Raw genomic sequence first — 24437 nt, forward strand, 5'->3', positions numbered from 1 at the left:
TGGCTTAAATTACTTAAAGTCTACTACTAAATTTAAGCTCACTAAGTTTTATATCATCTATAAACTCAAATAAAACAACCTGAAAAATATAATATTAATCTTTTATTTTCCAAATTTAACCTATATAAAATTAATTATTTATGCTTATATATCCCATATCTACAAGTTTTTCAAAAATATTTTTTAAAAGAGGTCCGCCTGTACTACTTCCACCGCCACCATGTTCAACTAAAATTGTAACCGCATATTTTGGATTATCAAACGGTGCATAACCTGTTATCCAAGCGTGTGAACGGTGATAATACTCCATATCTTTTTCTTTCATTCTTACAATTTCACTTTGTGGAATGCTCACAACTTGCGCAGTTCCTGTTTTTGCAGCTATTTTTACAATGCTATCTTTTAAATATCTATAGGCTGTGCCTTTTGGGTGATTTGCCACCTCATACATAGCTTTTCTTATATATGGTAAATTTTGTTTTTCAAAAGGTGTAAAAACTTCATAAGTATTAAAGCTAACTTCATTATCATCAATTTTTTTTAAAAAATGAGGTGTTAAGCCTTTTCCACTGGCTATTTCGGCTGTGTTTTTTGCTATTTGCATTGGAGTTACTAAAAAACTTCCTTGACCAATTGATGTTATGACAGTTTCACCCATATACCAAGGTTTTGCGTATTTTTCCATTTTCCAAACCCTACTTGGAACAGTTCCTATAAACTCATTTGGAAGATCAATTCCTGTTTTTTTACCAAAACCATGTTTTTCTAAATTTGAAGATAAAAAGTCAATTCCAACCTCTAAACTTCCCTCGTAAAAATAAATATCACAACTTTGCCTTATGGCATCATTTAAATTCATTTTTCCATGACCCCATCTGCTCCAACACCTAAATTTATGATTTCCAAGTTCCATTGCTCCACCACAAAAATAGCTTTTATCTTTATCTATTTTACCACTATTTAAAAATGCCATTGCAACTGACATTTTCACAACTGAACCTGGTGGATAAAGACCATTTATAAGTTTATTTGTAAATGGATGATCTAAATTTTCAATTAAATCTGTCCAATCTTTTTGGCTAATGCCTGTAACAAATGGATTTAAATCATACTCTGGAAAACTTCCTGCTGCAACTATCTCACCATTATCCACATTCATTATAATAACAGCTCCTGATTTATCACTAAAAAGATCTTCTAAATACTCTTGTAGTTTCATATCTATGCTTAGAGTTATATCACTGCTTTGTGGTTTTGTGTATGATATTTCCTCAACTACTTTATTTAAAGCAGTAACTTTTGTTAGGCGTTTTCCCTCTTTTCCTTGTAAGATATCGTTATAATATCTTTCAACGCCACTCTTTCCAGCTATATTTGTAAGTTTTGATAAAGGATTAGTTTCTAGATCTTTTGAATTTGCCTTTGCCACATATCCAATAACATGAGATGCCGTAGAATTATATGGATAAAAGCGAAGTGAAGCTGGCTCTATGCGTAAATTTTTTCTTAAATTTAGTTTTGAAAACAGAGGGGAAATATCCTCATACTCTAAAAAATCAACTATTTTTATAAAATCTTGATTATATGGTGAGTTTTGTTTTTTATACTCTTTTTGCATTTTTGTAGAATTTAAATCTATAAATAATTTTTCTAAATATATAGTTTCTTCTTCTATAATTTCATTTTTTAAGTGAGGTTTTAAAAATAGTGAGTATCCAAGGCGATTTATTGCTAATGGGTTGTTATTTGCATCAAAAATTTGACCTCTAACTGGTGGCAACTCAGTAGTTTTTACAACATTTTTTGAAGCAATTCCAGCATAATATTCATTTGAGCTTAAATAATAAACTCTTAAAATTAGCATAAGCCAAAATAAAACGATAAATAAAATGCTAAATTTAAGTCTCATATAATCCTATCCTTAAACAAAAGGACACAAACTGCAGACTCAAAAACTGCATACATTAAATATTCATAAGTTAAATTTAAAACCTGATTTGAATTAAAATATGAAATTAAATTACTTACTAAAAAGGTACTAATATAGCCATAAAAAACTAAAAATGTTAAAAATATGTTTCTAAGCTTAAAACCCTCAAAACTAAATTTGAATATAAAATAATAAAAAACACAAAATGAAATCGCTATAGAAAAAAGTTCAAACCCATGAAGCTGTTCAGCAAAAAAAAGAAAAATTATCGTTTGATACCATTTACTTGTAAAATCTTCGTAATTTTTATCTTTTTCATATTTTAAAATAACTGCATACGCAAAAAATAGACCTATAAAAGGTGGCAATGAAGTATAAATAGATGTTAAAATCTCATAAAAGAATAAAAAAACCCAAAAAACTAAGTTTTTTAAAGCGTATTTATCACGGCTATTTCGTTGCATACTGGAAATTGTTTGCATTTAATACAATCTGCCCAAATTTTTTGATCAGGCAACTCCTCTTTTGAAATTTCCACAAAACCTAACTTTTTAAAAAACTTATCCGCATAAGTTAAAGCAAAAACTTTTTTAATATCTTGAAATTTTGCCTCTTCTAATAAGGTTTTTACAAGACAACTTCCAATGCCATTTGCTCTTAAATTTTTACTTACAACAAGACTTCTAATTTCAGCTAATTCTATGGAGTAAATGTGCAAAGATGCATATCCTACAATTTTATTATCTTTTAAAGCCAAGGTATAAGATCTTATATTTTGAGCAATTTCACTATCACTTCTTGGTAGTATAATGCCCTTTTTTACTTCATCAGCAACCATTTCTTGCATAGCTTTAATGTCTTTTAACTTTGCAGTTTTATACTCTACCAAAAACACCCTTTATAATAAGCTCTCTTGCTTCATCAATACCTTCATTTTTTAATGTTGATACAAATTTAGCATCTTTGTCAAAATTTAAAACTTTTGCTTTTTGGCTTTGATTTAATTTATCTGATTTTGTATAAAAATTTATAAGTCTTTGGTCACTTCTTAAAAAACTTTTTATATATAAATCAACATTTTTATCAATTTCCATATCAAACTGCCTGCTATCTCTAAGATGAATAAAAAGTCTTATTGAATTTCTTTTTTTGATAAACTCATCCAAAGCACTTTGCCAAATTTTGTGTGTGCTTTTTGCAACTTTTGCATAACCAAAGCCAGGTAAATCCACTAAAATTAAATTATATAAATTTTCATCATCATCTTTAAAATTCGCTTCAAAAAAATTTATAAGTTTAGTTTTTCCTGGGGTGCTACTACTTTTTGCTAAGTTTTTTTGATTTACCAAAGAGTTTATAAAGCTACTTTTTCCAACATTTGATCTACCCAAAAAAGCTATTTCACTTCCTGAGTAAAAATCACTTTTTTCTAAACTAGGAGATGATGTTAAAAACCTAGCATTTAAGACTTTTATCACTTTTTATCCTCAATTTTAAAGATTAATTTTGCAGGTTTTTTATCTAATTTTTTGTTTGATCTATCACTATTTACTTCATATTTTCCACTCAGTTGATTAATCGTTATAATATCTCCAAAGACCTCTCTTTTTGTTTCAACCTCTTCTATCCAAGCGTTGCCTTTTAAAGTATAAATTTCAGTTTTTGGCTCATAAGTTAAAATATCTCCCTTGCCATTATAGTGGCTTTCATTAATCAAAATTTTAAATTTGGCATTACCTGTTGCGATATATTTTGTAGGTTGCTTATTTTTATCAAAATAAATTGTAATTTTATCGCTATTAAGAGTGTCAAATGAGCCTTTTTTAACTTTTACATTTCCAGTTAAAACACTTTGAAGCTTTATCTCATCAGCAAAAAAATTATCGGCCGTAACCTCAACCTGCTCGGCAAATAAAGGTAAAGACACGAGTAAAAACACTACTATTTTCTTAAAAACCATCCATTAACTCCTGTTGCAAAAGTCTGTTTTGTATTTAGATCATGTTTTAAAGTAAGACCAGTTACATTATTTTCATTTTGCCATAAAATAAAAGGCTTGTTGCTTGTAGCAATTTTTGTTTTTGTATTATAAAAAATCTCATCTGAGATGTAGTTTATTTCATCACTATTTTTATACTTCGCATTGCCTAAAAACTCTATTATATCATCTTTATGAATAGCTTTTTTTGAACTTAATGTATGATTTGTATCTTTATTTAAAATAAAACCTTTGAAATTTTCAAACTCATCTTTATCTTTATATTTTACACCTTTATCAGCTTCATATTTTGCAATAATTTTTTCTTCTGTTACCTCATAATCAATTATATCAAACATTTCAGTCTGGGCTAAATCTATCTCATTTTTAAAAAAATCACTAAAATAAGGTGTTTGAACTGATAAAATAACCATCATAACACTAAAAATAGCAATGCCAAAATAAAAAATTCTTATAGCCATTTTTCAAGCCAAACATCGCTTAGTTTTTCTTTTTTTATAATTATTTCTATCATCTCTCTAACTGCCCCATCGCCACCTTTTTTTGAAAGCATTATATCAGCCTTTATTTCACTCATGGCATTTGATGGCTTAAAGCTCATTTTAACATTATTTAAAAGCTTTATATCGTTGTAGTCGTCGCCTATAGCAGCAGCATTTTCAAAACCCAATCCCTCTTTTTTTAGAATTTCTTCTGCTACGCTAAATTTATCTTTAACGCCTTGAAAAATATATTTTATTTTTAAATCTTTTGCTCTTTTTTCAACTATTTTTGATGATTTTCCTGTAATTATGGCTGAAATTTTACCCATTTTATTCCACTGTTCTATACCAAAGCCATCATTTACATTAAATTTCTTTAACTCATCACCCAAATTTGTATAGTAAAGCCCACCATCAGTTAAACAGCCATCAACATCTAAAAAAATAATTTCTATCATAAAAACGCCCTTTTATAAAACGCCTTTTGTACTAGGAATTCCCATTTTTTCATTTTTAGTTAAAGCTCTTCTTAGTGCAACTGCAAAGGCTTTAAAAGTTGCTTCTGCTATGTGATGTTTGTTACTTCCTCTTAATTTTATAAGATGAAGTGTAATGCCTGCATTAAAAGCAACAGCTCTAAAAAACTCTTCTATCAACTCAGCATCAAATTCGCCTATTAAGCCCTCTTTTATGCTATCATAAACTAAAAAAGCTCTATTTGAGATATCTAAATCACAACTTACTGCACTTTCATCCATTACAACAACTGAATTTGAATATCTTTCAATATTTTTCACTGGATAAATTTGCTCTTTTAAAGCCATTCCTAAAACTATACCAATATCTTCAACGCTATGATGAAAATCAACCTCTATATCGCCATCACACTCTACTTCTAAATCCATTAAAGAGTGTTTTGCAAAAGCTTCAAGCATATGGTTTAAAAAACCTATTTTAGTATTTATTTTGCTTTTTCCAGTTCCATAAATTTCTAATTTAAGCTTTATTTTTGTCTCTTTTGTATTTCGCTCTATCATACTAAACCCCTATTGTCTAACTATAAAAGCGCCATCTAAATGATATGAACTATGAGCAAAATCTCTTGCTTCATCTTCGCTTCTAAAACCTGTTAAAAATACCCTATGAAGCCCATCTTGATCAAATTCTTTAACTATGGCTTTATATCCACCTCTTCCATCATACTCTTTTTTGTAAACATTGGCTCCATTTATATTTCTAAACGCCCCTACTTGAACCATAAAAGTTCCGCCTATATAAATTCTTTCACTTTGCGGAGCTGTTTTGCTAATACTATGGCCATCAAATCCAACAACCTCTATAGCAACAGGAGCAGTCCCACTAGCAATCACCCCAATATCAGAAGCTGCTTTTTTAGATAAATCAATAATTCTTCCACTTACAAATGGACCTCTATCATTTATCCTTACAACTGTTGATTTTGAATTATTTAAATTTGTAACTTTTACCATTGTGTTCATAGGAAAAGTTTTATGTGCCGCTGTTTGAGCGTACATATTATATCTTTCTCCATTTGAAGTGCTTTTGCCATGAAATTTTGGTCCATACCAACTAGCTAATCCTCTTTGAGTTTCTCCTACTTCAACCTTTTGAGGATAATATGTTTTTCCATTTATTTTATAAGGTCTCATGGTAGCATGAGTACTTGGTTTTGGTTTAGAAACAACCACAGGATATGATGTTTTAGTTGAACACCCTGCTATAAAAATAGCTATAAAAAAAAGTATAAAAATATTTTTATGGTATGACAATTGTATCTCCTGCTTTAATATTTAAATCTTTTATCTCATTTGCAGCAACTAAAGTAGCCACATCAACATCAAATTTATTTGATATTGCTATTAGTGTATCACCTTTTTTTATAGTATATTCTTTGTCATCATTAAAAGCAATTATAGAAGTTGGAATTTTAAGTTTCATCCCAGCCTCTAATTCATCACTAAGATCGTTTTCTTTTATTATTTCATCTGTTGTAGTGTCCCATTTTTCAGCTATGCTTTCTATGGTCTCATTTTTTGCAACTACATGGATGTTATATGATGGAGCAAATGTATCTTCCCCTCTTATTATCTGTCCTATATAATTTAATGCATAAAGATTAAGTTTTTCCTCAGGAATGTAAAAATGATACGCGCTTTGGTCTTTTGGAGCGACAGAAGTTTTAATGTGAGGATTATACTTTTTCATCTCCTCCACGCTTAAACCTATGCTATTTCCAACACTTGCTAGACTTGTTCCACCTTGAACTTTTATTTTTTCTACTGAATTTTCTGGCCTGATATCAAGAAGTGCAACTCTTGCATCAATATTTTTTGAAATTATTGTGTTTTTAATAATTCTTTTAATGAAATTTTTAGTCTCTCTTGGTGTTTTACTACTTGTTAAAAGAGTTGAAAAATCATCATTTTTATTATTTCTTATAACTTTTTTCATACAGCCATCGCCACAATTATAAGCCATTAAAGAGATATACCACTTATCTTCAAAACTCTCATTTAAAAAGTCTAAATATTTAAAAGCTGTATCTGTTGATAAGAAAGGATCTCTTCTTTCATCGATTTGAGCATTAACATTAAGACCAAAAGATTTAGCAGTTCTAGGCATAAACTGCCACATTCCTCCAGCTTTTTTTGACGAAGTTGCTCTGTTTAAAAATTTTGACTCAACCATAGCAAGATAGAGTAAAAACTCAGGAGCATCAATTTTTTCAAGCTCTTTTTTTACCATATAAACATTATCGGGAGAGCTTTTTATAATTTTTATAAACTCACTTACATCTCTTTCATCTATACTTTTTTCTATATTTAACACTATTTCTTTATTTTTTTCATTATTTGGGATAGCAAACTCGTTTAAAATCTCATCTATAAGTGTATTTGCTTGTAAAGTAATAGTAAATATAAAAATTGTAAAAATACTAAACAATTTATTCAAATTTTCTCCTTAAATTTTAAAAAGTTTTTCTGCGTTTTTTGTTGTAATTTCTTCTATTTCACTTACCTCTAAATTTAAAATTTCAGCCATTTTTTGTGCTACAAATGTAGTAAAAGCAGGCTCATTTCTTTTTCCTCTATTTGGTGTTGGCGCTAAATACGGCGCATCTGTTTCAATAACTATATTTGATAATGGAATTTGATCTAAAATCTCAACTAAATTTTTAGCATTTTTAAAAGTTAAAACTCCGCCAATTCCAAAATAAAACCCTTCATCTTTTAATGAAAGCAATAATTTGCTTGCATTATAACAGTGCAAAACTACACCAAAAAGTTTTTTTGAATGCTCTTTTAGGATATTATAAATATCCTCATTTGCATCTCTTGCATGAATTATAAGAGGTTTTTTAAACTGGATTGCTAAATTTATTTGATCTAAAAAAATCTTTTTTTGCAAATTTTTATTAGCCAAAACCTCTTCATCGCTATTAAAATGCTCTTTTATCTTAAAATAATCAAGTCCGCACTCTCCAACAGCTACACACTTTCTATCATCTAAAAAATCTCTTAGATAATTTATTTCAAACTCATCAGCGTGATATGGATGAACTCCAGCTGCAAAATAAACATTATCATAAGCATAAGCGATATCTCTAGCTTTTTTTAGGGTTTTTATATCAGCCCCAGGAATTATTATTTTATTAATTCCACTTTCTTTTGCTCTTTTTATCACAAAATCCAAATCGTCATTAAAACTATCATCATCTAAATGACAATGTGTGTCTATTATCATCTGCTAACCTAATTAATTATTTTAATCAATTTTCGATTTTAGCAAAAAATGACAAATGAAAGCTTAAAGTAGTATAAATTTTCAACTATTTCTAAGTTTTTTTGCAAATTCCAAGGCTTCTTTTGTGATTTTTTCCCCACTTATCATTCTTGCAAGCTCTGTTATTTTCTCATCTTCGTTTAGTTTTTTTACATTTGAAATATCATTTATTTTACTAACTAAAAAATGAGAATTGGCTTTTGAACTAAGTTGTGGAAGATGTGAAATAGCAAAAATTTGATAAAATTTTGAAATTTTTAAAAGAACATTGGCAATACTCATAGCCTCTTTTCCGCTTAAGTTTGCATCTATTTCATCAAGGATTAAAACACCATTTGCAAAACCTGTTATATCAATATTTGCACCAATAAATGCAAGCCTTAGTCTATTAAACTCACCGGAGCTTAAATTTTTTAAAAGTGTATTTGAAATTTCAAAGCTTATTTCATCCATTCCTAAGCTATCAATCTCTTTTTCTTTAAATATAACTTTTGCATCACTCATATAAAGCTCTTTTAAATATCCATTTAAAATATTTTCAAGCTCTTTTTTTACATTTTTTCTACTACTGCTTACTAAATTTGAAATTTTAAGAAGTTTTTCTTTTGTAATTTTAAAAGAGTTTTTTAAATCATTTTTTTTAAACTCTATATTTTCATATTCGTTTAACTCTTTTTTTCTAGTTTGTAAGGTGTGAAGTGCTTCTTTTACGCCACCATAGCGTTTTTCTAAATAGTTTAAATCTTCAATTCTATTTAAAGTTTTTTCTATATCAATATTTTCTAAATCTTCTAAATTTAAACTCTCTTTTTTAGCCCTTAACTCATTTATAGTTTCTTCAAAAAAATCACTTTCTAAATCACTTACCCTTAAAGCCTCAATTACACTACTTTCTATATCAAATATTATTTCAGCTTTCATCCAAGCCTCATTTATCCTATCGATTTTACTAAGGCGTTTTTTTAACTCCATTAACTCCTCAAATTCACCTATTTTAGGATCTATACTTTCTATTTTATTTATTTCAAATTTTGCAAAATCCTTTAACTCCTCAATATTTTTCTCTTCATTTTCAATTTTTTCAAGCTCTTTTTTTACACCACTAAATTCTTTATAAATTTCACTTAAACTCTCTAAATTTGCTTTATGAGATTTATCTTTTTTAATAGCCAATAAATCTAGCAAATTTAATAAATTTTTATTGTTAAACTCATCAGCATTTCTAATGCTAAGATATTTAATATGGGTTGAAGCAATTGAAAATAAATTTTTTTTAGAGATAAATTGAGAGTTTATAAAATATCTTGTTGATTTATCTTTTAGCATTCTAAAATTATTAACACTTTCATTTTCTATGCCAAATTCACTTAAATCAAAATCAAACTCCACATCTGCTTCTATTAAACCAGCATCTGTTTCACTAAGTCCAAATACAGATAAAATAGCATTCATCAAAACTGATTTTCCAGCTCCACTAACTCCTGTAAAAACACTTAATCCTTTATCAAAAAAAAGCTCTGATTCTTTAAAAGTTAAATTATTTTTCACATAAAGTCTATCTATCAAACCTTGCCTCCATTATGCCCCCAATGAAGTTTATTTTTTAAAACCTCAAAATAATTTGCGTTTAAATGTCTTATTAAATTTGCGTGAGTGTCCCCAAGCCTAACCACAACTTCATCAAATTTACTCATATCAAAAGCATTTTGCCCATCTATTATAATACTTACCTTGCTATTTCCTGCATTTTTAAATTTTAATTTATATTCAGCTGGCAAAACAAGCGGTCTTTGTGTTAGGCTATGAGCACAAATTGGCGTAATACAAAAAACCTTACTCATTGGATAAATTATTGGTCCATTTGCACTCATATTATAAGCAGTTGAGCCAACAGGTGAGCTTACTATAACGCCATCACCATAATATGTATTAAAATACTCATCATCTAAATATCCATCAACTTTACTCATTGATAAAACTGCACTTCTTGATAAAACAAGATCGTTAAATGCGATTAGTTTTATCTCATCTTTAGAGTTTTTAAGCAAAATTTCTAACATCAAAGGCTTTTTTATTTCATATTTGCCTTTTAAAAAATCGGCAAAAAACTCCTTTAAATTATTGATTTTAACATCAGTTAAAAACCCAAGAGTTCCATCATAAACACCTAAAACATTTAAATTTTTAAAACCAATTTTAGCTATTTCTCTGCAAGTTGAGATTAAAGTTCCATCTCCTCCAATGCTTAAAATTAAAGTTTTTTCCTCATCTATTTTATGCAGATTTTTAAATTTATTTATAGTTTTTTCTAAAAATAAAATTTCATAGCCTAAACTTTCAAAATGTTTTACAAATTTCAAACAATTTTTAGGATTTTTGGCAACTATTCCGATGTATTTTAAGTTTTTTTCTAAAATTATTTTATTCATAACTGTTATTTTAGTAAAAATTAGCTTTACAAAAGCAAAATTTCGATACAATGAGAGTTAAAATTTCAAAAATAATATAAAAAGGAAAAATTTTGAGAAGTCATTATTGCACCGATGTATCAAAAAAAGATGTCGGAAAAGAGGTAAAAGTATGTGGCTGGGTGAACTCATATAGAGATCATGGTGGCGTTATTTTTATAGACTTAAGAGATAGAAGTGGTCTTTTGCAGCTAGTTTGTGATCCAGCTGATAATAAAAAAGCTTATGATTTAGCAAACAATATAAGAAATGAATTTGTTATAAAAGCAAGTGGAAAAGTAAGACTTAGAGGTGAAGGTCTTACAAATGAAAAGCTAAAAACAGGCGAAATAGAAGTAGTTGTTGATGATTTAGTTATAGAAAATCCAAGTGCGCCTTTACCATTTGTAATTGGCGATAAAGACGTAGGAGAGGAAACAAGACTTAAATATAGATTTTTAGATCTTAGAACTCCTGAAAATTTTGCTAAATTTCAAACTCGCTCAAAAGCAGCAATTGCAACTAGAAACACACTTAATCACCTTGGATTTGTTGAAGTTGAAACTCCGGTTTTAACAAGAGCAACTCCAGAAGGAGCAAGAGATTATTTAGTTCCAAGTAGAGTTTATCCAGGGGAGTTTTATGCACTTCCTCAAAGTCCTCAGCTATTTAAGCAGCTTTTAATGTGCTCAGGTTTTGATAAATACTTCCAAATAGCAAAATGCTTTAGAGATGAGGATTTAAGAGCTGATAGACAGCCTGAATTTACACAAATAGATATAGAGATGAGCTTTGTTGAGCAAGAAGATGTTATAAAAGTTGCTGAAGAGGTATTAAAAGATATTTTTAAAGAGTGTGGGCATGATATAAAAACCCCATTTAGAAGAATGGATTATAAAGAGGCTACTGAAAAATACGGAAGTGATAAACCAGATTTAAGATTTGATATGCCACTTGTTGATGTAGCAGACATTTTTGAAAAATCAAGCAATGAAATTTTTAGCAAAATAGCACAAGACAAAAGAAAAAATAGAGTAAAAGCTATAGCTGTTAAAAACGGAGATAATATCTTTAGTAAACGCCAAATGCAAGGCTTTGAAGAATATGTTAAAAAATTTGGAGCAAAAGGATTAGCATTTTTCCAAGTAAAAGAAGATGGATTAAAAGGACCTTTGCTTAAATTCTTTGAAAAAGAAGATATAGATGAGATCATAAAAAGATGCAACCTTGAAGTTGGAGATGTTGTATTTTTTGGAGCTGGCAAGAAAAAAATCGTGCTTGATTATATGGGAAGATTTAGGCTATTTTTAGCAAATGAGATGAATCTAATCGATAAAGATAAATTAGAGTTTTTATGGGTATTAAATTTCCCTATGTTTGAAGAAAACGATGATGGCACCTACTCAGCAATGCACCACCCTTTCACAATGCCAAATAATATTGATGATGACATAGAAGATATAACTTCAGTTGCTTATGATGTTGTATTAAACGGAATTGAGCTTGGCGGTGGAAGCATAAGAATCCATAAAAACGATATCCAACAAAAAGTATTTGAAAAGCTTGGAATACACGAAAAAGAACAAAGAGATAAATTTGGATTTTTACTAGATGCTTTAACCTTTGGAGCACCACCACATGGAGGAATTGCAATTGGATTTGACAGACTTATGATGCTTTTAACAAAATCATCTAGCATTAGAGATATCATAGCATTTCCAAAAACTCAAAGAGCTCAATGTCCTCTTACAAAAGCTCCAAGTCATGCAAGTGATGAGCAACTAAAAGAGCTTGGTCTTAAAGTAGTAAAAAAACAAAACTAGAAAGGATAAAAATGAAAAATGTATTTTTAATCATAGGAGCTCCAGGAAGTGGAAAAACAACTGATGCAAGCATGATAAAAGAGATGAATCAAAGCGTAGAACACTACTCAACAGGAGATATGCTAAGAGCAGAAGTTGCAAAAGGAAGCGAACTTGGAAAAGAGATAAATAGCTTTATCTCAAAAGGAAATTTGGTTCCACTTGAAATAGTTATAAATACCATAACTTCAGCTATAAAAAGCTCTGATTTAGACTTCATTATAATAGATGGCTTTCCAAGAAGTGTTGAACAAATGCAAAAATTTGATGAAGTTTTAAAAGATAATTCCGATATAAATCTAAACTGCGTTATCGAAGTAGATGTTAGTGAAGAAGTTGCAAAAGAAAGAATTCTAGGAAGAAATAGAAACGATGATAATGAAGAAATTTTCAATAATAGAATGAAAATTTTTACAGATCCAATTGAGGAAATTAGAAAATTTTATAAAAATAAAGGTTGTTATAAAGTTGTAAATGGCGAAAGAACAATTGATGAAATCGTTGCTGATATGAATGAGATAATAGTTCAAGCTATTATGAAATCAATGAATTAATAGGAGAAAAAATGGATATTTCAAAAATAAAAATAGGCTCAAACCCTGATAAGATAAATGCTGTTATAGAGATACCTTATGGATCAAATGTAAAGTATGAAATAGATAAAACTAGTGGTGCTGTAGTAGTTGATAGAGTTTTATACTCAGCTGTTTTTTACCCTGCAAATTATGGATTTGTTCCAAATACTTTGGCTGCTGATGGTGATCCAGCTGATATTTTAGTAATTAATGAGTATCCTTTGCAAGCTGGCTCTGTAATACCTTGTAGATTAATAGGTGTTTTAGTAATGGAAGATGAAGCTGGAATGGACGAAAAGCTTTTAGCAGTTCCAGTTAGTAAAATTGATCCAAGATTTGATGATATAAAATCAATCGATAATCTACCAAAAGCAACTCTAGATAGAATTAAAAACTTTTTTGAAACCTATAAACTTCTTGAGCCAAATAAATGGGTAAAAGTAAAAGGGTTTAAAGACTTAAAAACAGCTACTGAAATTTTAGATAAAGCTATTAAAAACTACAAATAAAATAAGGGAAAATTTTTCCCTTAAATACTCAACAAGGAAATTAATGTATTGTTATGACATAGTGGGAAGTTTTTTAAGGCCAGCTGAATTAAAACAAGCAAGAGCTGACTTTGAAAACGGTAAAATAAATAAAGACGAATTAAGAAAAATAGAAGATAAATGCATAAAAGAGCTAGTTGAAAAAGAAAAAAAGTTAAATTTGCCTTTTATAACTGATGGTGAGTTTAGAAGAGAGTATTGGCATTTAGATTTTTTAGCTGGCATTGGCGGAGTAAAAAAAGTAACCTCAAAAGAGTGGTCTGTTAAATTTAAAGATAGCTCTCCAAAGGCAAATACAATAATTATAAATGATAAAATTTGCTTTAATAAAAATCATCCTTTTTTACAAGACTTTAAATTTTTAGCAAGTTTAATAGAGGCAAAAAATGCTAAAATGACTATCCCATCCCCATCAATGCTTCATTTAATACCCTGTGTAAGAGCACAAAATTACACCCCAATTGAAATCTATAAAGACAATGATGAAATTTATAAAGATATTGCACAAACTTATATAGATTTTATGAATGAGTTTTATAAACTTGGCTGCAGGCATCTACAACTTGATGATACTTCTTGGGGTGAGTTTTGCGATAAAGAAAAAAGAAAATCTTATGCAAAAAGAGGTATAAATTTAGACACTATTCAAGAAAAATATGTCTGGGTAATAAATGAAATGATAAAAGCAAAACCAAAAGATTTGATACTTAGTATGCATATTTGTAGAGGAAATTTCCGCTCAACTTGGTTTTCAAGTGGTGGATATGAAAGTGTCGCGGAAGTTTTATTTGGTAAGTGTAATATTGATATGTTTTTCTTAGAATATGATAATGACCGCTCTGGTGGATTTGAACCACTTAAGTTTATAAAAAATCAAAAAGTAGTTTTAGGTTTAATTACTACAAAATTTCCAGAGCTTGAAGATAAAGATTTAGTCAAAAAAAGAATTTTTGAAGCTGCAAAATTTATACCACTAAATCAGCTTTTACTTAGCACGCAATGTGGCTTTTCATCAACAGAAGAAGGAAATAATCTAAGCATTGATGAACAGTGGGCAAAGATAAATTTAGTAAAAGAAATAGCACTTGAAGTTTGGAAATAAATTTTACTAAAATTTTTAAAGTTTGGAGATAAAATCCAAACTTTTCAAAAATGCTTTTTAGTGAATTTGAACTATTTAAAATTAAATTAAAACTCCAACTCCAAGACTTAAACTAAAAGCTATCATAAGTGATATCACTCCCATATAGATAGAATTTAAATCATAAAATCCATAATATAAAAAATATGTAAAAAATCCGCCAAAAAATGCAACCAAGCTTATTAAAACTCTTGATAGAATTTTATTATAAATTTTATCATATATAAAAACACAAGTTAAAATTGAGATAAAAAACCAAATAATAGCTGTTTCCTTACCACTAAAATTTGCAAATCCAAGCAAAGAAAGTGTGTTTAAAAACAAGCAAATAGTCCATAAAACAATGGTTGCAACTTTAAAATTTTTCATTTTTTATCTTTATAAATTTTATTTGTAAAAGTTTGATATCTATACTGCAAAAACACGACAACACCAACATAAATTCCTATAACAAAAGAGATTAAAAAGAAGTTTTTAAACATCAAAAATCCACTCACAAATCCTGCTATAAAGGCTATACCAATAGCATAGGCAAGAGGATGATTGACCACATTTTTTTCTCCTATTGCAATCACTACTAAAGAAATTATATAAACAATCAAGGTGATAAATACAACAATTATTTTTATATCTCTTAAAAACTCACTACTTGATTTGCCAAGCATCGCCCAAATTCCCATAAATATTAAAAATATTATTGATGCAAAAATTAAATATTTTTTCATATAAGTCCTTTTTTAAGTTTTCTGATTAAAAATCTAGCTGGATTTAAAGAGTTAAATATCTCTTTACTCACACAAAGTGGTCTATTTAAAACAAGATCTAGCAAAAGATAAGCCCCCATTATGGAAGTTCCAAGCCCTCTTGCGCCATGAGCTGCATTTATAAAAACTCCATCTAAATGTTTGGGATAAATATCTGAGTGTTTCGTAAAATTTATAGCTTTATAATTTTTCATAAAAAACTCTTTATCGTGTAAAGCGCCAATTATTGGAAATCTATCGCCACTATAAGACCTAAAACCAACATTTGAATCTAGAATCTTGGTTTTTTTAGGACCTATAAATTCACAAATATTTTCTAAATTTTTAACATCATCAATGTATCTTTTTTTCTTCTCATAATCAAGTCTATCATAAGTAGCTCCAATTAGCTGAATTTTTCCAACCGGTGGGCAGATATACCCTCTTGCACTAAGTGGAAATTTGTTATCAAGCCTTTTTTTTATCCAAGTAACTTGCCCTCTTACTGAACTAATTTGCACCTTATCGTCAAAATTTATTTTTGGATTTTCTCCTTTATTAAAAAGCTCTTCGCTATGGTTTCCCATGGTAAAAATAACTATATCAGTTTCTATAATATCATCATTTTTAAAATACACTTTATATTTATTATCACATTTTTCAAGGTTTTGAAATTCATAATTAAATAAAATATTAAACTCACTTGAAAGAGCCTTGCAAAGCTTTTTTGGACGAATGCTTGCTGCATTTTTTATATAAATGCTTGGATAGGGAAAATCTTTTTTATCCAGCTTAAAATTTGAGTTTTCATATCTTTTTATTAGTGCCTCATCAAAAGCAAATTCCTTTGCTCCACTAAATTTAACCAAATTCTTACCATATTTTTTATAAAAATTTACAGCCATTAAAAAAGCCGCGTAGTGCATTTTACCCAAAATAACATCTTTTTGAGTAATTAATGGCATTAAAGCTCCGATTAAATTTCCACTTCCATTAGTAGCAACTTCACTTTCTTTTTCAGCAATCACAACATCAAAGCCAGCATTTTTAAAAACTTTTGCAGTTGATAGACCTGAAATCCCAGCCCCGATAATTAAAACTTTTGCATTTTTATTATAAGTTTTTAAAGCTCTTTTAAACCAAATTTCATCATTATTGAAATTTAAATTTTGTTTTAAAACAGCTCTAGTCATCTGTCTTTTTTGAGCGTGACCTTTAATTAGGCTTACTTCAAATCCAGACTTTGTTAAATTTCTTTTTACAAATCCAGAGCTTGAGTAAGTTGCTAAAATAGTTCCTGCCTTACTTAAATTAGCAACACTTTTCATCACTTCTAAATCCCACATATCAGGATTCTTAGCTGGAGAAAAACCATCCATAAACCAAACATCGGCTTCAAAATCAAGATTTTTAAGTGCTGTTTTTATATCATCAAAATAAAGATCTAAAATAATATTTTTTGAAAAAAAGATTCTATAAAGACCAGTTTTTTTGGGTGGATATTTTTTAATAAGTTTTTTTGATAGTTTTTTAAACTCATCATCAAATTCATCAAATTTATTATAAAATTTTTTAAGTTTTTTCTTTGGAAGAGGAAATTTTTCTATGCTTACAAAATGCAAAAATTTATTACTATTTTTAAACTTTTTACATAAATTTAAAAAATTAATACCGACACCAAAGCCAGCTTCTGCAACTATTAAACTATCTTTTTTATCCCAAATTTCATCCAAAGCGCTTTCAAAAACAAATTTACTTTCACCAATAGCTGAGTTTTTACTATAATAACCATCATTAAATTCCTCATTATAAAAAACTCCGTCTTTAAAAAAAGTCTTCATTACTCATTCTTTAAAAAATATGCATCCACTCCGTTTGCAACACCCTCTGCAATAAGTTTTTGATACTCTCTACTAGCTAAATTTTTACTATCATTTTTATTTGAAATATAACCGCATTCAACTAAAATTGCTGGCATAGTAGCGCCCACTAAAACCCAAAATGGAGCTTCTCTAACTCCACCATCTTTTACATGATATTTGGCTTGAACTTTATTAAGCATATGTTTTTGTATATCGATGGCAACTTTGTTTGAAGCAATTATTTTTTCTCTATTTAAAAAATTCAGATAAGTTTCTTGAGAGAAATAATTCATATCTTCAATGTCACCTTTGTTTTCAAGAGCAGCTGCGTTTTTACTACGCTCACTTCTTGCTGGGCTTAGGAAAAATGTCTCAACACCTGAAAGAGAACTTCCTGATTTTGTTTTTGGTCCTGCGTTTATATGTATTGAGATAAACATATCAGCATTTTTTTTATTTGCAAAAGCAGTTCTATCTTTTAAATTTATAAACACATCTTTATTTCGTGTAAATAAAACTTTATAACCCATATTTTTTAACTCATCACCTAAAAATTGTGAAATTTTTAAAACCAAATCTTTTTCTTTAAGTCCATTTCCAATAGCCCCTGAATCTTTTCCACCATGACCTGGATCAATTACAATAGTTCTTTGTTTTCTATCAATTTTTAAAGGTTCTTTTTTATTTTGAGCTGTTTTTTTGCCACTACTAGATATTTTTGCAACTGGAGGAATAGTTAAATTTACAGAATTTGAAGGATTTTTTATATCTACTAATATGGATTTTTCATCAAATTTTAAATTTATATTAAAACTATTTTTTTGAGAAAAAACCACTCTCGTTGTTTTTGGATTATACTGAGCAACTCTTATTTCATCGCTTAAATGACGCGATATTTTTGAAATTTTTGCATTATTAACTGCTTTTATATCAATTACATTTCTATATTCTTTGCTTTTTAAAGCAAATTTTTTAACTTCATCTTCGCTTACATTTCTATTAAATGTTAATTTAATTCCACTATCAGTTTTATCAACGCTTTTAAGTCTTAATTTAATATTTTTATTAACTTCGTAACTTTTTGGCTCTTTTGTAGTAATTATTTTTTCATTATTTATATTTTTTTCTTTAATATTATTATTTTTTGAGTTTAAATTTTTATCAATTTGAGTGTTTGGGTTTTGAGGTTTTTCAATTATAGTTTTAGTTTTTTCATCTTGTTTTAATGTCACTTTTTCATTGGCTGGTTTACTATCTTTTGGGATAAATTTAGCTAAATTTATTTTTTGATAATTTTCATAGCTGTCTCCAAGTAAATTAAGCTCTGATTCATAGCCTTTGTGATTTAGTTTTAAAGCTTTTGATGAATGAACTAGCCTTTTTAAAACATTTATCCTATCAATTTTATTTTTATCAATGGAGGTTTGCAGATAAATATCTTTTAATTCTTTATGAAATTTTTCTTTTACCGCTTTACTTGAATTGTCAAAATTCTTATCGAAATTTGAAAAATTCCTATCAAAGTCCCCACCCCATAAAAAAATGACTAAGAAAAAAAATAAAAAAAACTTAACTATCTTCGCCATTTACTAACTTTTCAATCAACTCTTTTACGCTAATTATTTTATTAAGCTTATATCCATTTGCACCTGTGAAAAATAATCCAAATTCTTTATTTCCATCGTATGCATCAAAAAGCCTATCAGCTATACAGTATCCAACCATTTTAGCACCTTTTCCACGCTGACATGGGCTTACGCAGTTACTAATGCACTGAATTTTTGGACCTTCTTTTTTTTCAACAAGTTTTAATAAGTTTGTTTTTACTCCTCTTGCAGGATAACCAACCGGAGATTTTATAAGCATAATATCTTCTTCTTTTGCATTAATTATCACATCTTTAAACTCAGGTGCTGCATCACACTCATTTGTACCTATAAATCTAGTTCCCATTTGAACGCCATTTGCTCCAAGCGAAATTGCTTTCATGATATCATCATGATCCCAAATTCCACCAGCTGCAAAAAGTGGGAAATCTCCCCAATTTGAAATTTCTTCTTTAACTTGAGGGATTAAATTCCAAATGCTATACTCTGGATCTAGGCACTGCTCATAAGTAAAACCTTGATGACCACCACTTAAAGGACCTTCTAAAACAACTGCATCGGGCAAGCGATCATATCTTTGTTTCCATCTTTTACAAATTATCTTTAATGCTTTTGCAGATGAAACTATTGGTATTAAGGCGACATCGCTAAATTCTTGCGTAAACTCAGGTAAATTTGTAGGAAGTCCTGCACCACTTATAATTATATTAAACCCAGCCTCGCATGCATCTTTCACTATTCTCTCATAATCATTACAAGCACACATTATATTTACACCAAGTGGAGCATCACCACAAATTTTTCTTGCATCATCAGCTAAGGCTTTCAAACCCTCTTTAGAATAAAAATTTTCACTTCCTAGTGGCTTTGAGTTAATCTCTTTTTTAGAATATAGCCTATTTTTATAATATCCAGTCCCAACAGAACTGACAACACCCAAACAGCCATTTAAACTTACATTTCCAGCTAAATTACTCCAACTTATTCCTAAGCCCATGCCACCTTGGATAATCGGATGTTTTAGCTCATACTTGCCTATTTTTATACTTTTCATCAAACGACCTTTAATTTTGCAAAGTTTTTCTTTCCTATTTGAAGAACATATTTACCTTTTTTTAATACCAAATTTTCATCATCTATCTTTTTTTGATCTATACTAAAAGCATTTGCCTTTATATGCCTTCTAGCTTGTGAGTTTGAACCAGCTAAGCCACATTTTACAATAGCTTCAACCACCCAGATTTCATCTTTTATCTCAAATTCTTCCATAGAGCTTGGAAGTTTATTTAAGGAGTGAATTTTATCAAACTCTTCTTTTGCTTTTTTTGCTAAACTCTCATCATGAAATCTTGCAGTAATTTCTAAAGCCAAAGCTTCCTTAACTTCTTTTGGGTGAATGGTGCCATTTTCAACACCTTTTTTAAGCTCATCAATTTCTTTTAAACTTTTTGTACTTAAAAGCTTATACCACTCCCACATAAGCTCATCACTTATACTTAAAGTTTTTGCATACATTTGGTTTGGTTCATCTGTTACACCAATATAATTATTTAGGGATTTGCTCATTTTATTAACCCCATCAAGCCCAACTAAAAGCGGCATAGTAATAACAGCTTGTTCTTTTCCAGTATTGTAAATTCTTTGTAAGTGTCTGCCCATTAAAAGATTAAATTTTTGATCAGTTCCGCCCATTTCTATATCGCATTTCATAACAACACTATCATGACCTTGTAAAAGTGGGTATAAAAACTCACTTATTGAAATTGGAGTTTGATTTTTATATCTTTTTTCAAAATCATCTCTTTCTAGCATTCGTGCAACGCTATAAGTTGAAGCTAGTTCTATCATGTCAGCCGCACTCATGCTATTAGTCCACTCGGAGTTGAACATAATCTTTGTTTTATTTCTATCCAAAACCTTAAAAACTTGCTCTTCATAGGTTTTTGCATTTTCTAAAACAACATCTTTGCTTAGTTTTTTTCTAGTTTCACTTTTTCCAGATGGATCGCCTATTTGAGCTGTAAAATCACCTATTAAAAACATAATAATAGCGCCATGAGCTTGTAAAAAAGCCATTTTTTGAAGAGTTACAGAGTGTCCTAAATGAAGATCTGGAGCAGTTGGATCCATACCTATTTTTACATAAAAATTTTCACCTTTTTCATAATAATTTTTTATTAAATCTTTTACTTTTTCTTCATCTATTATTTCGCTTACGCCTCTTTCTAATTCTTTATAAATCTCATCTAAATTTACCACTTTTTTCTCCTAATTTAACTATTTTTATAAACATCATCAAGGGAAGTAAATTCCACTATTTTATATCTATCTTTAAGTCTTGTTTTAATATCTTTTGCCTTTACATTTTCACCAAACTCAATAACAAGTTCAAAAAAGTCTGACTTTGTCTCATCATTTTCATTTAAATTTATAGCTGATAAATCAACTTGAAGCCTTGTTAAGTAGTTTAAAAATCCAGCTAAAGATCCTCTTTTATTTTCCAAACTTAAGATAACTTTATACCTATGTGGAGCATTTCTTGTCCATTTTACAAAAATTAACTCATTGCCCTCTTTTATTAAATTTGCAGCTCTTTCGCAAAATTTATGATGAACTGCAACATTTGTACCGCTTCTAAAACCTAAAATATCATCATCTCTTTTTGGATTACAACAATAATCAAACTCTACACTATTTACTTTATAGTTTGAATAAACAACAATATTATCAAATTTTTGCTTTCTAACTATATATTTATCACCCAAATTTAAAGTAAATAATTTCTCTTTTTTTGGATATTTTTTAAGTGCATTTACAACATTTTGAAGATATATAGAGTCATACGCTGCTCTTCCTATTTTATTATGCAAATTCTCTTTTTCAAGCCATGATAAAACATTAATATCTTTTGTATCAAAAATAGCTGATAAAATTTTTATACCAATTTGAGTATTAAGTTCTTTTAGTTTTTGCTTACAAAAATTTCTTATAGTTGCTCTTGCTTTTCCTGTTTTTACTGAATTTAGCCAGCTACATCTATAATGAGCTTCATTTCCTGTTATAATATGAACAATATCTCCATTTTTAAGCTCTGTTAAAAGTGGAACTTTTACGCGGTTAACATAAGCTTCAATTGCCTTTAAGCCAACTTGTGAGTGAATTTCATAAGCATAGTCTAAAGCAGTAGCACCACGAGGTAAAGTAAAAATTCCACCCTTTGGCGAATATACAGCTATATCTTCTGCATAAAGACTATCTTTTGCATACTCATAAAGTTCTTCTGGATCTTCTTCGTCATTTTCGTTAGTGTCTTTTGCGCTTATATCACTTAACCAATCAAGCTTAGGGTTAAGAGAGCCACTATATTTATATTTCCAATGTGCTGCAACACCGTATTCAGCGGTATTGTGCATATCAAAAGTTCTAATTTGAGCTTCTATTATCATACTATCGTTAAAAACAGTTGTATGAATGGTCTGATAGCCATTTTGTTTTGGAAGTGCGATATAGTCTTTAAATCTTGATATTAAAGGATTAAACTTAGTATGAATAATTCCTAGAACAATATAGCAATCTTTAATATCTCTAACGATAACTCTAACAGCTAAAAGATCAAGAACTTCTTGTATAGAAATACCTTTTCTTTGCATTTTAAGATATGTTGAGTAGTAGTGTTTTACTCTTTTTTGAACATCAAAACTATCTTCACTAAAACCATTAGTTAGCAAAAGCTCAGTTATTTTAAGACTAAATTTATTTAAACTCATTTGAAGTTGTTGCTTATGCTCATTGATGTATGAATCAATCTTATCATATTCTTCTGGCAAAACATATTTAAAGCTTAGATCCTCAAGCAAATTTTTAATAGATGAAATTCCAAGTCTATGGGCAATTGGTGCATAAACCACAAGAGTTTCTTCTGCAATTCTTTTTTGTTTATCCTCTCTTAAAGCATCTAGCGTAAGCATATTATGAAGCCTATCGCAAAGCTTAACTACCAAAACTCTAACATCCTCAATAGATATTAAAAGCATTCTTCTAAAAGTTAACGCAGAAGATCTTAGCTTTGTGCTTTTATCAGTAGAAGGAGCTAACTTATCTTCTCTAATGCTTACTATTTTTGTAAGTCCCTCAACAAGCTTTGAAACACCATCTCCAAAATTTTCTTTTATTTTTTCAAGAGTATAATCAGTATCTTCAACTACATCATGAAGAAGCGCTGATATAACCATATCGTCATCACCACCCATAAAAGCAACTATTGAAGCTACTAAAATAGGATGAACGGCATAAGGCTCACCACTTTTTCTAAACTGACCATCGTGCTGTTTTATACAAAGCTCAACGCCTTTTTGAAGTTTATCAGTTTGCTCTTTGAAAAAGAAAAAAAGCTCTTTTGCTGACTCTATGGTGTTTGCATTTACAACTTTTTCTAAAAAGTCTTCAATGCTGATATCATTCCTCTGCTTTAACAATTCCATCTAGTGATACTTTACCTTCTGCAATTTCCATTAAAGCAATATCTGCAAATTTATAGTTTTTTAAATTTGGTATATCTACCAAAGGTTTTTCACCGTTGTGAAGTTGATTTGCTCTTTTTGCAACAACCAAAGAGAGCTTATATCTATCACCATCAACAAATTTTAAAGCCTTAGCTGTTATTTCTTCTGATCTTGTCATGATTTTCCTTTTAATTTTTTACTATTGAACAAAATGATAAATCATCATTTATAATTTTACATAAATTTCCACTTTTAAACATATTGCAAACTACAATCGGTAAAGAATTGCTTTTTGCAAGAGCTACTGCTGTATCATCCATAACTTTTATTTCATCTTTTAGTGCTTCTTCATAGCTTAATTTATTTAGAAGTTTTGCATCGCTAAATTTATTAGGATCTTTGTTATAAACTCCATCAACTTTAGTAGCCTTTATAATCATATCTGCTTCTATCTCAACAGCTCTTAATGTCGCAGCTGTATCAGTTGTAAAAAATGGATTTCCAGTTCCTGCTGCAAAAATAACAACTCTTCCTTTTTCAAGATGTCTTTTTGCTCTATTTATTATAAAAGTTTCACAAATTGCTTCCATTTTAATAGCACTTTGAACTCTAACATCAACACCTACATTTTCAAGTGCTTCTCTCATAGCAATAGCATTTATAACAGTTGCAAGCATGCCCATGTGATCGCCACTTGTTCTTTTTATTATGCCACCAGCTGCTGCACTTACACCTCTTATAATATTTCCACCACCAATTACAATGCCTACTTCAACACCATAACTAATTAGCTCTTTAATCTCGCCTGCTATAAATTTAAGCACTTTACTATCTATACCAAAACCATTCTCACCAGCCAATGCTTCACCTGAAAATTTAACTAAAATCCTTTTTTTATCATCCATGCTATTCTCCTTTAAACTTATTATTTTATC

At 29.2% G+C, this 24437-nt stretch carries 26 protein-coding genes; 4 read left to right on the forward strand and 22 right to left on the reverse strand.

Features of this window, described 5'->3' with window-relative positions; translation table 11 throughout:
* Positions 1 to 130 precede the first annotated feature (130 nt).
* The 13 genes from mrdA to HMPREF9309_RS06560 all read right to left on the reverse strand — a co-directional run bounded on the left by mrdA (position 131) and on the right by HMPREF9309_RS06560 (position 10644).
* Complete coding sequence (gene mrdA / locus HMPREF9309_RS06500) at positions 131 to 1909, reverse strand: penicillin-binding protein 2 (RefSeq protein WP_016647132.1); 1779 nt, start codon at positions 1907 to 1909, stop codon at positions 131 to 133.
* Complete coding sequence (locus HMPREF9309_RS06505; protein ID WP_016647133.1) at positions 1906 to 2412, reverse strand: hypothetical protein; 507 nt, start codon at positions 2410 to 2412, stop codon at positions 1906 to 1908. The genes mrdA and HMPREF9309_RS06505 overlap by 4 nt, the downstream gene beginning before the upstream one ends.
* The gene (locus HMPREF9309_RS06510) at positions 2361 to 2819 is read right to left on the reverse strand and encodes an N-acetyltransferase (RefSeq protein WP_016647134.1); all 459 of its coding nucleotides are present in this window, start codon (positions 2817 to 2819) and stop codon (positions 2361 to 2363) included. Before HMPREF9309_RS06510 ends, HMPREF9309_RS06505 begins: the two co-directional genes overlap by 52 nt.
* The gene (gene yihA, locus HMPREF9309_RS06515; RefSeq protein ID WP_016647135.1) at positions 2806 to 3408 is read right to left on the reverse strand and encodes a ribosome biogenesis GTP-binding protein YihA/YsxC; all 603 of its coding nucleotides are present in this window, start codon (positions 3406 to 3408) and stop codon (positions 2806 to 2808) included. Before yihA ends, HMPREF9309_RS06510 begins: the two co-directional genes overlap by 14 nt.
* The gene (gene lptA, locus HMPREF9309_RS06520) at positions 3405 to 3890 is read right to left on the reverse strand and encodes a lipopolysaccharide transport periplasmic protein LptA (protein ID WP_016647136.1); all 486 of its coding nucleotides are present in this window, start codon (positions 3888 to 3890) and stop codon (positions 3405 to 3407) included. The genes yihA and lptA overlap by 4 nt, the downstream gene beginning before the upstream one ends.
* Positions 3872 to 4390 (reverse strand): LPS export ABC transporter periplasmic protein LptC, encoded by a 519-nt coding sequence (gene lptC, locus HMPREF9309_RS06525; RefSeq protein WP_016647137.1) that lies wholly within the window; start codon positions 4388 to 4390, stop codon positions 3872 to 3874. The genes lptA and lptC overlap by 19 nt, the downstream gene beginning before the upstream one ends.
* Positions 4381 to 4869, reverse strand: a complete 489-nt coding sequence (locus HMPREF9309_RS06530) for a KdsC family phosphatase (protein WP_016647138.1) — start codon at positions 4867 to 4869, stop codon at positions 4381 to 4383. Before HMPREF9309_RS06530 ends, lptC begins: the two co-directional genes overlap by 10 nt.
* A gap of 12 nt (positions 4870 to 4881) precedes the next feature.
* Positions 4882 to 5448 (reverse strand): imidazoleglycerol-phosphate dehydratase HisB, encoded by a 567-nt coding sequence (hisB, locus tag HMPREF9309_RS06535; RefSeq protein ID WP_016647139.1) that lies wholly within the window; start codon positions 5446 to 5448, stop codon positions 4882 to 4884.
* Between the two features lie 9 nt (positions 5449 to 5457).
* Positions 5458 to 6201 (reverse strand): septal ring lytic transglycosylase RlpA family protein, encoded by a 744-nt coding sequence (locus tag HMPREF9309_RS06540; RefSeq protein WP_016647140.1) that lies wholly within the window; start codon positions 6199 to 6201, stop codon positions 5458 to 5460.
* Positions 6188 to 7384, reverse strand: a complete 1197-nt coding sequence (locus HMPREF9309_RS06545; RefSeq protein WP_016647141.1) for a lytic transglycosylase domain-containing protein — start codon at positions 7382 to 7384, stop codon at positions 6188 to 6190. The genes HMPREF9309_RS06540 and HMPREF9309_RS06545 overlap by 14 nt, the downstream gene beginning before the upstream one ends.
* A 9-nt stretch (positions 7385 to 7393) precedes the next feature.
* Positions 7394 to 8176, reverse strand: a complete 783-nt coding sequence (locus tag HMPREF9309_RS06550; RefSeq protein ID WP_016647142.1) for a TatD family hydrolase — start codon at positions 8174 to 8176, stop codon at positions 7394 to 7396.
* A gap of 81 nt (positions 8177 to 8257) precedes the next feature.
* Positions 8258 to 9781, reverse strand: a complete 1524-nt coding sequence (locus HMPREF9309_RS06555; protein ID WP_016647143.1) for an AAA family ATPase — start codon at positions 9779 to 9781, stop codon at positions 8258 to 8260.
* Positions 9778 to 10644 (reverse strand): NAD(+)/NADH kinase, encoded by an 867-nt coding sequence (locus HMPREF9309_RS06560; RefSeq protein WP_016647144.1) that lies wholly within the window; start codon positions 10642 to 10644, stop codon positions 9778 to 9780. The genes HMPREF9309_RS06555 and HMPREF9309_RS06560 overlap by 4 nt, the downstream gene beginning before the upstream one ends.
* 92 nt (positions 10645 to 10736) lie before the next feature.
* Between HMPREF9309_RS06560 and aspS the strand changes: the two genes are divergently transcribed.
* From aspS to HMPREF9309_RS06580, 4 genes are read left to right on the forward strand one after another with little or no spacing between them, the layout of a single operon-like run.
* Positions 10737 to 12485, forward strand: a complete 1749-nt coding sequence (gene aspS, locus HMPREF9309_RS06565) for an aspartate--tRNA ligase (RefSeq protein ID WP_016647145.1) — start codon at positions 10737 to 10739, stop codon at positions 12483 to 12485.
* Between the two features lie 11 nt (positions 12486 to 12496).
* Complete coding sequence (locus HMPREF9309_RS06570; protein ID WP_016647146.1) at positions 12497 to 13078, forward strand: adenylate kinase; 582 nt, start codon at positions 12497 to 12499, stop codon at positions 13076 to 13078.
* An 11-nt stretch (positions 13079 to 13089) separates the two neighbouring features.
* On the forward strand, positions 13090 to 13608 hold the full coding sequence (gene ppa, locus HMPREF9309_RS06575; protein ID WP_016647147.1) for an inorganic diphosphatase: 519 nt from the start codon (positions 13090 to 13092) through the stop codon (positions 13606 to 13608).
* A gap of 43 nt (positions 13609 to 13651) precedes the next feature.
* On the forward strand, positions 13652 to 14749 hold the full coding sequence (locus tag HMPREF9309_RS06580; RefSeq protein ID WP_016647148.1) for a 5-methyltetrahydropteroyltriglutamate--homocysteine S-methyltransferase: 1098 nt from the start codon (positions 13652 to 13654) through the stop codon (positions 14747 to 14749).
* Between the two features lie 81 nt (positions 14750 to 14830).
* Here HMPREF9309_RS06580 and HMPREF9309_RS06585 read toward each other — a convergent pair whose 3' ends face one another.
* Genes HMPREF9309_RS06585 through pyrH form a run of 9 tightly spaced genes read right to left on the reverse strand, consistent with a single transcriptional unit; the run spans position 14831 to position 24407 of the window.
* Positions 14831 to 15157: a hypothetical protein gene (locus HMPREF9309_RS06585; RefSeq protein ID WP_016647149.1), complete on the reverse strand. Its 327-nt coding sequence runs from the start codon at positions 15155 to 15157 to the stop codon at positions 14831 to 14833.
* Complete coding sequence (locus tag HMPREF9309_RS06590; protein ID WP_016647150.1) at positions 15154 to 15513, reverse strand: hypothetical protein; 360 nt, start codon at positions 15511 to 15513, stop codon at positions 15154 to 15156. Before HMPREF9309_RS06590 ends, HMPREF9309_RS06585 begins: the two co-directional genes overlap by 4 nt.
* The gene (mnmC, locus tag HMPREF9309_RS06595; RefSeq protein WP_016647151.1) at positions 15510 to 17372 is read right to left on the reverse strand and encodes a bifunctional tRNA (5-methylaminomethyl-2-thiouridine)(34)-methyltransferase MnmC2/FAD-dependent 5-carboxymethylaminomethyl-2-thiouridine(34) oxidoreductase MnmC1; all 1863 of its coding nucleotides are present in this window, start codon (positions 17370 to 17372) and stop codon (positions 15510 to 15512) included. Before mnmC ends, HMPREF9309_RS06590 begins: the two co-directional genes overlap by 4 nt.
* Entirely contained in the window at positions 17372 to 18979 is a 1608-nt protein-coding gene (locus HMPREF9309_RS06600; protein ID WP_016647152.1) for an N-acetylmuramoyl-L-alanine amidase, read from the reverse strand. The genes mnmC and HMPREF9309_RS06600 overlap by 1 nt, the downstream gene beginning before the upstream one ends.
* Complete coding sequence (locus HMPREF9309_RS06605) at positions 18963 to 20054, reverse strand: nitronate monooxygenase (RefSeq protein WP_016647153.1); 1092 nt, start codon at positions 20052 to 20054, stop codon at positions 18963 to 18965. Before HMPREF9309_RS06605 ends, HMPREF9309_RS06600 begins: the two co-directional genes overlap by 17 nt.
* Positions 20054 to 21259: a tyrosine--tRNA ligase gene (tyrS, locus tag HMPREF9309_RS06610; protein WP_016647154.1), complete on the reverse strand. Its 1206-nt coding sequence runs from the start codon at positions 21257 to 21259 to the stop codon at positions 20054 to 20056. Before tyrS ends, HMPREF9309_RS06605 begins: the two co-directional genes overlap by 1 nt.
* Positions 21260 to 21273: 14 nt before the next feature.
* Positions 21274 to 23481 carry a RelA/SpoT family protein gene (locus HMPREF9309_RS06615; protein WP_016647155.1) on the reverse strand — a complete coding sequence of 736 codons (2208 nt, stop codon included), beginning with the start codon at positions 23479 to 23481 and terminating at the stop codon, positions 21274 to 21276.
* A complete protein-coding gene (locus HMPREF9309_RS06620) occupies positions 23456 to 23680 on the reverse strand; it encodes a DNA-directed RNA polymerase subunit omega (protein ID WP_016647156.1) in 225 nt (74 codons plus the stop codon). The genes HMPREF9309_RS06615 and HMPREF9309_RS06620 overlap by 26 nt, the downstream gene beginning before the upstream one ends.
* A gap of 10 nt (positions 23681 to 23690) precedes the next feature.
* Positions 23691 to 24407, reverse strand: a complete 717-nt coding sequence (gene pyrH, locus HMPREF9309_RS06625) for a UMP kinase (RefSeq protein WP_016647157.1) — start codon at positions 24405 to 24407, stop codon at positions 23691 to 23693.
* Between the last annotated feature and the right edge of the window lie 30 nt (positions 24408 to 24437).

This window comes from Campylobacter ureolyticus ACS-301-V-Sch3b (genome assembly GCF_000413435.1).
Taxonomy (GTDB): Bacteria; Campylobacterota; Campylobacteria; order Campylobacterales; family Campylobacteraceae; genus Campylobacter_B; species Campylobacter_B ureolyticus_A.